Annotated in this window: 10 protein-coding genes; 3 read left to right on the forward strand and 7 right to left on the reverse strand. The window is 53.3% G+C overall.

Annotated elements, in window-relative coordinates; genetic code table 11:
• Positions 1–16: 16 nt before the first annotated feature.
• Positions 17–1,003, reverse strand: coding sequence for a D-xylose ABC transporter substrate-binding protein (xylF, locus tag N9C89_RS12465; RefSeq protein WP_394358509.1), 987 nt, complete (start codon positions 1,001–1,003; stop codon positions 17–19).
• A 266-nt stretch (positions 1,004–1,269) separates the two neighbouring features.
• On the opposite strand from xylF, the gene N9C89_RS12470 reads away from it, so the two are divergent.
• A complete protein-coding gene (locus tag N9C89_RS12470; protein ID WP_263954244.1) occupies positions 1,270–2,493 on the forward strand; it encodes an ROK family transcriptional regulator in 1,224 nt (407 codons plus the stop codon).
• Entirely contained in the window at positions 2,483–3,997 is a 1,515-nt protein-coding gene (locus tag N9C89_RS12475; protein WP_263954245.1) for a CRTAC1 family protein, read from the forward strand. The genes N9C89_RS12470 and N9C89_RS12475 overlap by 11 nt, the downstream gene beginning before the upstream one ends.
• A gap of 13 nt (positions 3,998–4,010) precedes the next feature.
• On the opposite strand, the gene N9C89_RS12480 is transcribed toward N9C89_RS12475, so the two are convergent.
• From N9C89_RS12480 to N9C89_RS12505, 6 genes are all read right to left on the reverse strand, one after another.
• Entirely contained in the window at positions 4,011–5,324 is a 1,314-nt protein-coding gene (locus N9C89_RS12480) for a cytochrome-c peroxidase (protein WP_263954246.1), read from the reverse strand.
• Positions 5,321–6,325 (reverse strand): aldose epimerase family protein, encoded by a 1,005-nt coding sequence (locus N9C89_RS12485; protein ID WP_263954247.1) that lies wholly within the window; start codon positions 6,323–6,325, stop codon positions 5,321–5,323. Before N9C89_RS12485 ends, N9C89_RS12480 begins: the two co-directional genes overlap by 4 nt.
• A gap of 30 nt (positions 6,326–6,355) precedes the next feature.
• Complete coding sequence (xylA, locus tag N9C89_RS12490) at positions 6,356–7,666, reverse strand: xylose isomerase (protein WP_263954248.1); 1,311 nt, start codon at positions 7,664–7,666, stop codon at positions 6,356–6,358.
• A complete protein-coding gene (xylB, locus tag N9C89_RS12495) occupies positions 7,663–9,117 on the reverse strand; it encodes a xylulokinase (protein ID WP_263954249.1) in 1,455 nt (484 codons plus the stop codon). Before xylB ends, xylA begins: the two co-directional genes overlap by 4 nt.
• A 199-nt stretch (positions 9,118–9,316) precedes the next feature.
• Positions 9,317–10,372: an ABC transporter ATP-binding protein gene (locus N9C89_RS12500; RefSeq protein ID WP_263954250.1), complete on the reverse strand. Its 1,056-nt coding sequence runs from the start codon at positions 10,370–10,372 to the stop codon at positions 9,317–9,319.
• Positions 10,373–10,389: 17 nt separating this feature from the next.
• A complete protein-coding gene (locus tag N9C89_RS12505) occupies positions 10,390–11,127 on the reverse strand; it encodes an IclR family transcriptional regulator (protein WP_394358510.1) in 738 nt (245 codons plus the stop codon).
• A gap of 191 nt (positions 11,128–11,318) precedes the next feature.
• Here N9C89_RS12505 and N9C89_RS12510 point away from each other — a divergent pair, with 191 nt between their 5' ends.
• Complete coding sequence (locus tag N9C89_RS12510) at positions 11,319–12,089, forward strand: SDR family NAD(P)-dependent oxidoreductase (protein ID WP_263954252.1); 771 nt, start codon at positions 11,319–11,321, stop codon at positions 12,087–12,089.
• Positions 12,090–12,091: the final 2 nt, after the last annotated feature.

Raw genomic sequence — 12,091 nt, forward strand, 5'->3', positions numbered from 1 at the left:
GGGCTCGTTGTTTGGTTTACTTACAGACGTCGAGTGTCGAACCGGCGCAAAGCGCTTCTTTCGAAATCCAACCCGCGTCGAGAACAACGTTGAGGTTGTCTGCAGTTACAGGAACCGGCTCAAGGAACTTCGCCATCAGCGTTGTACCAGAAGGCGATGTCCACTCAGCAGCACCGTCGATCGTCGCGTTTGGATCTTCCGCGAGCGCAACAGCAATCTCACCAGCGGCTTTACCAAGCTCACGGGCGTCTTTCCAAACCGAAACGGTTTGTGTGCCGATCGCAACGCGGTTCAGCGCAGCGTGGTCACCGTCCTGGCCGGATACTGGAATACCTTCCATACCCTGAGCAGTAAGAGCAGCAACAACACCACCAGCAGTACCGTCGTTGGACGCAACAACAGCATCAACATTGTTGTCGTTGGCTGTCAGGATTTGCTCCATGTTGCGTTGCGCATTCGCAGGAACCCAGCCGTCAGTGTAAGCTTCGTCAACGATGGTGATATCACCCGCGTCGATTGCAGCTTGAAGCACTTCTTGCTGACCGCCGCGCAGGAAGTCTGCGTTTGGATCAGTTGGCGAGCCTTTGATCATCACGTAGTTGCCTTTTGGCTGTGCAGCCAAAACAGCACGTGCCTGCATACGGCCAACTTCAACGTTGTCGAATGTCAGGTAGAATGCACGCTCGTCTTCGATCAGACGGTCATAAGCAATTACAGGAATGCCTTCGTCAGCAGCAGCCTGAACAGCAGGGCCAACAGCAGATGTGTCTTGTGCCAGAACGATCAGCGCATTTGCACCCTGAGCAATCAGAGATTCAATGTCAGAAAGCTGCTTGGCAGAAGAAGATTGTGCGTCAGCGGAGATGTAAGATGCGCCAGCCGCATCCAGAGCTGCAACAATCGCAGCCTCGTCAGTTTTCCAGCGTTCTTCCTGGAAGTTCGACCAGCTCACACCAACGACAACACCGTCAGCAAGAGCAGTTGTTCCCAGAACAGCAGCCATAGCGACCGCAGCGAAACCAGTTACTTTTTTCATTTGATCCTCCCTTTCAAGATCGTACGCACCCCATAATACAGTTTGGAATCGGGGTGTGCCCAAAATTGATAGCACCATTAAATTCAGAGGTCTAATTAAATCCGCGCACCTCTTCTCACGAAATTGAAAATGATTGAAAAACCAAGAAAAAACTGGTTTGAATACAATATGCTCGAGAAATCGAAATAATGGATTCTGCTTGGAGCAAGCATTTGGGGAGGAATGATTTCTTGGTGAAGAACGACAAAATTTCATCGTCATCCGACCAGCGCGAATCAGGGCGTCAGCAGGTGATCAGCGCGATTCGTAAGGCTGAACAGATCGCCCGAATCGACATTGCTTCGCAGACGGGCTTTAGCCCAGCAACGGTAACATCCATCACAAGCGAACTCCTCAACGCGGGCTTAATCGAAGAGGTTGCGGCATCCGAGCAGCGCGACACAAAACGAGGCCGCCCAAGGGTTGCGCTCAAAATTCGAGGGGACTCCCACTTCGTTGCTGGCATAAAAGTCGCCAACACCTCTGCTACTGTTGCCCTGATGAATTTTGAGGGGCAGACCATTGCGGAATCCGAAATTCCTCTGCCGAGCAGCCAACTTTCGGGCCCTGAGATGGTCAGCTTTATCCGCAAGGCTCTTGAAGACACTTTGGAGGACACCGAGCTTTCAATAGAAAAACTTTCAGGCCTTGGCCTTGGCGTTGCGGGTATCATCGATGCACCGCGTGGCTTCGTGTATTGGTCGCCCTCCATGACCGAAAGAAACGTGCCACTTCGTGATCTGATCGAAGCCGATATCCCTCTTCCCGTATTCATCGACAACGACGCGAACCTTGTTGCCAAAGCCGAGCAGCTTTTTGGCATGGGCAAGTCCTACAGCGACTTTATCGTCGTCACCATTGAACACGGTGTCGGTATGGGCATCGTGATCGACGGCCAAATTTACCGCGGTACGCGAGGTTGCGGCGCCGAGTTCGGGCACACAAAGGTTCATTTGAATGGCGCTCTTTGCCGATGCGGGCAACGTGGGTGCCTTGAAGCCTATGTCGCCGATTATGCGCTCATGCGCGAAGCCGAGATCATGGGCTCCGGTGGGAACGAAGAGCTCTCAGAAAACCGCCTCGCCCAACTCTTCACAGACGCGAAATCCGGTGACTCTCTCGCCCAATCCATTTTTCATCGCGCAGGTACCATGTTTGCCATGGGGCTTGCCAATATCGTTAACATTTTCGACCCAGAGCTTATCATCCTCTCTGGTGAACGGATGCAGTTCGATTACCTCTATGCCGACGATGTAATTGAAACCATGAAGAAATCAGTCGTTCAGATAGACGCCCCACTCCCGCAGGTCAAAATCCACAAATGGGGAGATTTGATGTGGGCCAAAGGGGCCGCCGCCTTTGCGATGGAAGGTGTGACAGAACTTGCCATACGAGAGATTACCCACAATGCGGTGTAGCACGGCCCTCCTAACCACACTCCTTGCCACACCGATTTTCGCAAACCCAAGCTTCGAACCGATCTCGATTGAGGCGCATGAATACATTGGCGGCTGGGAGTTCTATGTCGGCGGCGGGCTTGCTTCGTTTGACTGCAACGATGATGACTTGCCCGAACTTTACGCCGCTGGTGGCGAGGCCCCCGCTGCGCTGTTTGTGAACACAAGCACCAAAGCGGCGTTGGACTTCCGCAAAGAAACGCCAGAGGCACTGGCAATTCAAGGCATGACTGGCGCTTACCCAATCGATATCGACAGCGATGGCATTACCGATCTCGCCATCTTGAGCGTCGGTGAAAATATGCTTCTGAAAGGCGAAGGCAATTGTACGTTTCGCCCGTTCGACGCGCTCGAATTCTCAAGTAGCAGCCATTGGACAACATCATTTTCAGCAACGTGGGAAGCCAACAACTCATTGCCAACTCTCGCCTTTGGCAACTATGTCGACCGAGAAGATCCGAACGGTCCTTTTGAGACCTGCGACGTCAACACGCTCTACCGCCCAAATGGCAAAAGTTACGCCACCCCGTTCGAACTATCGCCTGGATATTGTACGCTCTCGATGCTCTTTTCTGATTGGGGGCGCAACGGGCGCGCTGATCTGCGGGTGTCAAATGACCGACACTACTATGTGAAAGGCGGCGAAGAGCAGATGTGGGCGATGGAGGAAACACCCCGTCTGTACACGCAGGAAGATGGTTGGGAATCCTTCTCGATTTGGGGCATGGGCATCGCAAGCCGTGACCTAACTGGGGATGGGCTTGCCGAAATCGCGCTCACTTCGATGGGCGATCAAAAAATCCAGTCGCCTATCGACCGATCTGCGCCACGGTTTACCGACTACACGTTCGAGCGTGGAACGACAGCTCATCGCCCCTATACCGGCGGTGACGGACGCCCCTCAACTGGTTGGCATGTCGCGTTCGGCGATATCCAGAACAACGGCAGAGACGACATCTTCATCGCGAAAGGAAATGTCGAACGCATGCCTGGCGCGGCGATGAAAGACCCAAACAACCTGCTAATTCAAGGTGAGGATGGGAACTTTACCGAGTTCGGTGACGTTGCTGGCATTGCCTCGCTTGTGCGGAGCCGCGGTGCGGTGCTTGCTGATTTAAACAATGATGGGCTTTTGGATCTCGCTGTGAACAACCGCAAAGCGCCGCTAGAAGTATATCAAAATACTTCAACAGAAACCGGAAATTGGCTTGCGGTGCAGCTATCCCAGAACAGCACCAACACTGACGCGATCGGCAGTGTGATTGAGGTCAAAACCCAGTCTGGAATTCAAACCCGAGAAGTTACCATCGGGGGCGGCCATGCAGGCGGCAGTTTGGCAGCGCAGCACTTTGGTCTTGGCGATCATACTGACGGAGAACTGCGCGTGATTTGGCCGGATGGAACAGAAGGTGCTTGGCAGGCATTTAAGGCTGGTCAAAAGATCACCGTTCGGAATGACACCTAAGCCATACGCACAATCACTGCGTAACCGCATCGAGCGGCAACCCACTCGGAACAGACTCCGGCACGCCGAGGCGCCCTCGTCCGTCATTATCGTCCTTGAGCGCTGCTAAAAAGGCAAGAATGTCATCCACTTCAGCATCGCTAAGGCCGGAATTTGGTGCGAGTGAATTCGCATCGGCAATGGCATTCACTTCCGCTTCATTCTCGACAATATGCCAATCCTCTGCCTCAGCGAACTCAGGTAGAGCAGCGCGATCTGCGGAATAGGCCCGAAGAGATGCGACCGGATCAAGATGGTGCTCCACCACATCGCGCAGGTCAGCATACGCACCCGAATGACCATAGGGCGCAGTCACTGTAACGTTGCGAAGGCTCGGTGTACGGAAGGCATAAGCATCCGCTTCCGCTCCGGTCACAAGCATTCGGCCTGTATCGCGAAAGTGGCTTTCAAAGGGTGCAGATTTGCCAGGGCCGATCTGGGGCATCGCAATGGCATGAAAATCATGGTCTGTTTGGAACTGGCCGCTATGGCAACTGTCGCATTCCGCCTTGCCATAAAAAAGTTCCATGCCGCGCAGTGCTCCGCCACTAAGGCTAGCTTCGCCTTTGATGTGCCGGTCAAACGGGCTGTCATCCGAGCGCCACTCAAACGCAATAAAATCTGCAAGGGCATTCGCAATATCAACATAGCCTATCGGTTGATCCACCCCGATTATCGCGTCAAAGCGCTCCCGATATTCTGGAATGCTCGCAACGCGCGTTGCGATGATATCCCAAACTCCGCCTTCCTGACTGTTTTGCCCAAGCCTTGCAGCTTTGGAAATATCGCTCTCGGAGTAGTGACCTGCCATTTCATCGCCAGATAGCACAGGGAACATGGCCTGAACCGCTAGAATATTTTTGGCGCCAGCCAACATCTCTTCGCCAAGCGGAGTGCGCACGCCGTTTGGCTCCGCTGGATCGAGCTCTACACGCCCGTCATGGAACATCCGCGTAAATTCGGTAGCGCCCAAATTCCACAATGCTGGCGCATTGCGCGGAATTCTTTCTTCCGGCGGGTTTTCTGGGTCAAACATCCGATGCAACCCAAGACCAAATCCGCCCTCTCCAATCCCTAGCGACACCCCATCAGAGGTGCCGAGTGTTGGGTGGTGACAGGTTCCACAAGAAATATTCTTGTTACCGCTCAAAATCGGGTCATAGAACAGAAGCTGCCCGAGCTCTGCGCTTTCAAATGAAACCTCTGGGAACACTGCATTCGCATCTGGGAGCGGACCGGCGAGCGCCGGTACTGCGATGGTAATTGCAAGTATCCCTGCCAATCTCATTCGCGACCCTCTTCGATTGTTACGGTAAGCTTCTGTTTATAAGGCACATCCGGCGTAGCAAACCTTGCTTCGAAGCCTGCTTGGTTCAGCGCATTCGGAAAGGTTTGCGGCTCAAGGCAGATGCCACCATGCTTCACATGCTCCCTGCCATTTAACCCAGCAACGCTATTGTCCAGATAGGCACCAGTGTAAACCTGAAGCCCCGGCTGTTCTGTTTCAAGCGTGAGCGAAAGTCCGTTTGGCGCGTTTAGGACGGCAGCGGGGGCGCTGCCTTCCAGTACAAAGTTATGATCAATCCCGAGCTGTTCGGAATCTGCATCTTTGATTAATGTTGGCTGTCGAAAATCAAATCGCGAATTTGCAATGCCAAGAATTTCGCCCGTTGGGATCAAGGCATCATCAACAGGGGTATATCGATTTGCCGCGAGGTGCAGCTTATGATCCCAAATCGTACCTTCCCCCATCAGGTTATAGTAGTTGTGCTGCGCCATATTAATTGGCGTCACCTGATCTGATCGTGCCTCCATCTCGTAGGTAAGCGCGGCACCATTCAGTGAAACCGTAACTGTAAAATCAACTGCGCCAGGGAACCCTTCTTCGCCATCTGCGGAGTGGTAAGTAAACCGCGCAGCGTTGTTCGCAGTATCAAGCGCAACAGTCCAAAGCCTACGGGCGAGGCCCAACGCTCCGCCATGGAGCATGTTCTCGCCCTCGTTCTGTGTGCATTGGTAGCTCTTGCCATCCAGAGTGAAACGGCCACCTGCGGTACGATTTGCCACGCGCCCCGCGATTGCGCCGAAATAGGACGGGTTTTCAAGATAAACCGCGGGATCGTCATAAGACAGAACAACGGGAATTTCGCGGCCTTTGTGACTGACGCGCCAGTCCCGTGTCGCAGCACCCGCCGTAAGAAACGAGACCGAGGCGACATTGCTTTCCAATGTCACCTCGTCAATGCTCGCACCATCAGAAGTGCGAGCAACTGTTTTAAGCAAAGCCATGTAACGCTTTCCTATAGGCTGTGTTGCAACCTAAACGAAGCGGTTAACAACATTCTCCAGATACTCTTGTTTTCCAGAACGCGGCTCCGGATTTACATCTTCAGCTTCAACGTATTTCTGAATATCTTCAAGCGTATAGTCGCCCTTGAGCATCTTTTGCGCTTCGTCGCTTTCCCAGCCCGCATAGCGATCGGCAAGCTCTTTATCGAGCGTTCCGTCTTCGATCATCGCTGCCGCTGCTTTGAGACCGCGTGCACAGATATCCATTCCGCCGATGTGACCGTGCAACAGGTCCGCAGGATCGACCGACTGACGACGGATCTTCGCGTCAAAGTTCGTTCCGCCTGTCTTTAGGCCGCCATCCTTGAGAATGTGGTAATAGGCGAGCGCAACTTCAGGAACATTGTTCGGGAATTGGTCTGTATCCCAACCGGATTGATAATCGTTCCGGTTCATGTCGATGGACCCAAGAATTCCGAGTGCTGCAGCAGTTGCGATCTCATGTTCAAAGCTGTGGCCGGCGAGGATTGCGTGGCCTTGCTCAAGGTTGAGCTTTACTTCGTTCTCAAGACCGTGGCGCTTAAGGAAGCCATAACATGTCGCGGCATCGTAATCATACTGGTGCTTGCTAGGTTCCTGTGGCTTAGGCTCTACAAGGATTTCGCCCTTAAAGCCGATCTTGTGCTTGTATTCGACAACCATATTGAGCATCCGGCCCATTTGCTCGTCTTCCTTGCGCAAGTCGGTGTTCAGCAGCGTTTCATAGCCCTCACGACCGCCCCAAAGCACATAGTTCTCACCACCCAGACGCATCGTTGCATCCATACAGGTTTTGATAGTTGCCGCAGAATAGGCAAACACATCAGGATCAGGGTTCGTGGACGCACCAGACATAAAGCGCGCTTGGCTAAAGAGGTTCGCCGTACCCCAGAGAAGTTTAACGCCAGTTTCGGCTTGTTTTTGCTCGAAGAGATCAACGATTGCGTTGAGGTTCGCTGTGTTCTCGGCAAAGTTCTTCCCTTCTGGGCGAACGTCGGCGTCGTGGAAACAGTAGTATGGCACGCCAAGTGCTGTGAACATTTCAAACGCAATGTCGACTTTCTTCTTGGCGAGGTCCATGTTGTCTTGTGGGTACCACGGGCGGTCAAATGTGCGCCCACCGAAGGGGTCTCCGCCTTCCCACGCGAAGGAGTGCCAATAGGCTGCGGCAAAACGCAAGTGGTCTTCCATACGTTTGCCCATAACGATCTCGTCAGGGTTATAGTGACGGAAAGCCAGCGGGTTTGTGCTGTCTGGGCCTTCGTATTTGATCTTGTCTACTGGGAAAAATCCGGTGCTCATTTTGTGATCGCCTTTATTGCTGGATAGAGCGCGCGATAGGTTTCGTAGGCCTCGTTATAGGCCGCCGAAAGCTCTTTGCGCGGGTTTACGGTTTTGGCCACTTTCGGGCCGGTCATTATATCTTTTGGGGCAGCGCCAGTGTCTCCGACAATGGCAAGCCGCGCCGCTCCGAGGGCCGCGCCGAAATCGCCCGCTTCGGGCAGATCGATTGGCATATCCAAAACAGTCGCCAACATCTCGACCCAATAAGGGCTCGCGCTGCCGCCGCCGATGGCCAGAACGCGCTTGAGATCGGTTCCGGTTGATTTCAGCGCCTCAAGATTGTCGCGCAGTGCGAAGGCCACCCCCTCCATAACGGCTTGCGTCAGGTCGGCATGGGTTGTGCCAACACTCAGGCCAATGAAGGATGCACGAATTGTGCTGTCGTTATGGGGCGTGCGTTCGCCTGATAGATAGGGCAAGAATTGGATCGAACCCGGGCCTGAGATCGTGTCTCCAAGCTGCGCGGAAAGTTCCGCCGGTTTTGAGCCGAGTGTTTTTGCGAGCCAGTTCATGCAATCGGTCGCCGCAAGGATAACACCCATCTGATACCATGTGTCGGGAATGGCGTGACAGAATGTGTGAACGGCGCTTTCGGGCTTGGGCGAAAAACGGTCTTTCGCCGCCAAAAGCACTCCAGACGTTCCGAGAGAGACAAAACCGTCCCCTTCAGAGAAACACCCGACGCCACAGGCCGCAACAGCGTTATCACCACCGCCCCCAACGCAAACAACCGGTCCTTCTATTCCCCAATCGCTGGCCAAAGCCGCGCGCAACATTCCTGCGGGCGCACTTCCTTCAACGAGATCGGGCATCTGGTCGCGACGCATTCCTGATTTCGCCAGCAACTCGTCTGACCAATCGCGCGCGCCAACGTCAAACCAGCTTGTTCCAGCCGCATCCGACATATCGCCAAAATACTCGCCTGTTAGCCAATAGCGGAGGTAATCTTTCGGCAGAAGAACCTTGTGAATTTTGGCAAAAACTTCAGGCTCGTTGTTGGCGACCCAAGCAACTTTTGGCGCTGTAAATCCTGGAAACACAATGTTGCCAGATATTTCGCGGAACCCTTCGGTTGCGTCAAATTCAGCCGCCTCTTTCGCGCTACGCGTGTCGTTCCAAAGCATGCAAGGACGCATGACTTCGCCGCTGGCGTCAACAAGCGTAGCACCGTGCATATGGCCAGAGATACCGATCCCTTTTAACGCAGCAAGTTCTTTTGGGTGAGATTTCCGCAATGCGGTAATGGTCTTTTCGCAGGCATTGATCCATTCCTGCGGGTCTTGCTCGCTCCAACCTGAATGCAGATGAGACACATCATAGTGCGCCTCTTCAGAGGCTAAGATTTGCCCTGAAGCATCAGCAAGAACAGTGCGAAGCCCCGATGTCCCGAGGTCCAGCCCAAGATACATATTACCCCTCCCAGAGACTGAGCCAATCGCGACTCAGTTTTAATTTAGCGATTAAAATATATTCACGGGAAGTTCGGTCTTGTCAACGGCGGCAAGAGAAAACTGGCACAAAAATCTTACCAATCCGGCGCATTCCCTCAATGAGCGCAACAAAAAAGGGCCGGCAAGTGCCAGCCCTATTTAGAAAATTTCGCGTTTCTTAGCGAATGCGCGCTTCTGACGATTTGTCAAAGAACATCGGCGTACCATCAGAGATTTTAACGCCAACCTTCGCACCCGCACGAACCGGCTCGTCCTCGCGCGCCTCTACGATCAACCGCTCGCCGTTGTCCGCGGTCAGGTAAACATAGGAAATACCGCCGAGGGACTCTGTAATGTCGACAGTGTGGGTTGCTGCATCCTTATCAATCTCAAGATGGTTCGGACGCACGCCAACAATCACCTCGCCGCCCGCTGGCAAGTTGACATCGGCCTCAAGCATGAGGCCCAGCCCCGCTGCGTTAACCTTACCCAAGGCCACAGTTCCGTCGACAAAGTTCATGGCAGGGCTGCCAATGAAACCCGCGACGAATTTGTTGTCAGGATCACGGTATAGCTCGAGCGGCGCGCCCACCTGCTCGATCCGCCCATCGCGCAGCACAACGATCTTGTCCGCAAGCGTCATCGCCTCGACCTGATCGTGTGTCACATAGATCATGGTTGCGCCAATCTCTTTGTGAAGCCGCGCAATCTCGACCCGCATCTCGACACGGAGTTCAGCGTCAAGGTTGGAAAGCGGCTCGTCAAACAAGAAGACTTCGGGCCCACGAACGATTGCACGCCCAATTGCAACCCGCTGCCGCTGACCGCCAGAAAGCGCCTTTGGCTTACGGCCCAGATAATCATCCAACTTAAGGATTTTGGACGCTTCGCTGACCTTCTCCTTGATCTCGGATTTGTTGTGGCCCGTCATTTTCAGACCAAAGCCCATATTTTCCTCGACCGTCATATGCGGATAGAGCGCATATGTCTGAAAGACCATCGCAACGCCACGATCCGCAGGATCAACATGGGTTACATCTCGCGTGCCAATTTCAATTTTGCCACCAGTGGTTTCTTCAAGGCCAGCAACCATCCGCAAAAGTGTGGACTTACCGCAGCCAGATGGCCCGACAAACACGCAAAATTCACCATCATCAACCGTCAGATTAACGCCATGGACGACTTGGACATCACCATATTTCTTGATTACATTCTTGAGAGTTACACCTGACATATGCGCTATTCCAATCGTTATTTGGTGAATGTTTGATCAGGAAAGCGCCAATTCTGGACCTCTTCCTGAATGTCACGGGCCGCTTCTCGCATGCGAGGAACGAAGCTTGCCAGACCGTTGAGATCGGTCTTGTTTGTTGTACTTGTCACGGAAATTCCCCCGAGAACGCGCCCGCTACTCGACAAGAGCGGCAGAGCAACACAGATGATTTCCGGTTCGTGTTCCTCGTCGTCGAAACCATATCCACGATCTCTGATCGCTTGAAGTTCCGCTTTGAGGCTTTCTGCATCGGCCAAAGTTTTTGGCGTGAACCGATGAAATGATTGTTGTGAAACGATCTCGTCAAGCTCATCCTTCGGCAGGAAAGCCATCATCGTTTTTCCGACGCCCGTACAATAGGCGGGCCCGACCTTTCCAGCTTGAGAATACATCGGAATGGTCTCGCCGGCATTTCTTTTGTCAATGTACAGCACCTGCGCGTTATCGAGCTGCGCAAGGTGAACCACCTCGCCAAGATCACGGGACAGAGCGTCGATATGCGGCCGAACAACAGGCGCGATGGAACTGCTCGCCCAAGCGACATGTGCCAATTTCACCAGCCGAATGCCGAGGCGGTAATACTGGCTTTCAGGATCGTAAGACAGCATGCGTTGATTGGTGAGCGTTTGAACGAGTCGGTAGAGAGTCGCCTTTGGATAAGGGCTCGCCTCAAGAAGCTCGGAGAATCGAATTGGCCGCTCGAACGACGCAACCATATCAAGCACTTCAAGCGCCTTTCCTACGGTACCATCTCCGTTATTCGAGCTTTTCAAGCCGTATTTCCTCCACTTAGTCTTCGCCATTCTCAGACGAAACTATTGCATTCATACCCTAAAACCCACTATAGTTTCAATATATGAAATTTAGTTCCAAATATTGGGACCAAAAATATCTCACGGGAAGAACAATGACAACACAACCTGTCTACCCTGACCTCAAAGGGAAATCCGTATTTATTACTGGCGGCGGTTCGGGCATCGGCGCCGAACTTACCAAGGCGTTCTTGCTTCAAGGGGCAAAGGTTGCATTCGTGCAGCGCTCCGACGCGACGGCTTTCTGCGACGAGATGGAAAAGGAAACAGGCAACCGACCGCTTTTTATCCCAACTGACATCACCGACATTGCAGCGCTGAAATCATCGATTGCAAAAGCATCAGACGCCCATGGCCCTGTAACGGTTCTGGTCAACAATGCTGCCAACGACCAACGTCATGCAACTCTCGAAACAGACGAGGAGTTTTGGGATTGGTCGCAATCAATCAACCTCAAGCCCTACTTCTTCGCGTGTCAGGCCGTCATTCCAGGCATGCAGGAGGCTGGCGGCGGTAGCATCATTAACTTCTCATCCATCTCCTACATGATGGGAGCCGGGGGCTTTCCGGCCTACACAACCGCAAACTCGGGAATCAACGGCCTCTCGCGCAGCCTCGCTCGCGAATTCGGGCCAGACCGTATTCGTGTAAACGCTTTGGCTCCAGGCTGGGTCTTCACCCAAAAACAACTGGACAAATGGGCAACGCCAGAAGGCGTGGCAAAACACCTTGAGCTGCAGTGCCTCAAAGACAAACTGGTTCCCGAAGATATCTCCGGCGGTATTTTGTTCTTGGCCTCTGACAGCAGCAAAATGATGACTGGCCAGATGATGGTGATTGACGGCGGCGTGGTGGTGACAGGTTAATC

The sequence above is a fragment of the Halocynthiibacter sp. SDUM655004 genome, from assembly GCF_026015885.1.
Taxonomy (GTDB): Bacteria; Pseudomonadota; Alphaproteobacteria; order Rhodobacterales; family Rhodobacteraceae; genus Falsihalocynthiibacter; species Falsihalocynthiibacter halioticoli.

Bases quoted from the DNA above. Each gene is read 5' to 3' on its own strand.
- xylF (WP_394358509.1), bottom strand. From the start codon at position 1,003: ATGGCTGCTGTTCTGGGAACAACTGCTCTTGCTGACGGTGTTGTCGTT.
- N9C89_RS12475 (WP_263954245.1), top strand. From the start codon at position 2,483: ATGCGGTGTAGCACGGCCCTCCTAACCACACTCCTTGCCACACCGATT.
- N9C89_RS12480 (WP_263954246.1), bottom strand. From the start codon at position 5,324: ATGAGATTGGCAGGGATACTTGCAATTACCATCGCAGTACCGGCGCTC.
- N9C89_RS12485 (WP_263954247.1), bottom strand. From the start codon at position 6,325: ATGGCTTTGCTTAAAACAGTTGCTCGCACTTCTGATGGTGCGAGCATT.
- xylA (WP_263954248.1), bottom strand. From the start codon at position 7,666: ATGAGCACCGGATTTTTCCCAGTAGACAAGATCAAATACGAAGGCCCA.
- xylB (WP_263954249.1), bottom strand. From the start codon at position 9,117: ATGTATCTTGGGCTGGACCTCGGGACATCGGGGCTTCGCACTGTTCTT.
- N9C89_RS12500 (WP_263954250.1), bottom strand. From the start codon at position 10,372: ATGTCAGGTGTAACTCTCAAGAATGTAATCAAGAAATATGGTGATGTC.
- N9C89_RS12505 (WP_394358510.1), bottom strand. From the start codon at position 11,127: ATGGTTGCGTCGTTCGAGCGGCCAATTCGATTCTCCGAGCTTCTTGAG.
- N9C89_RS12510 (WP_263954252.1), top strand. From the start codon at position 11,319: ATGACAACACAACCTGTCTACCCTGACCTCAAAGGGAAATCCGTATTT.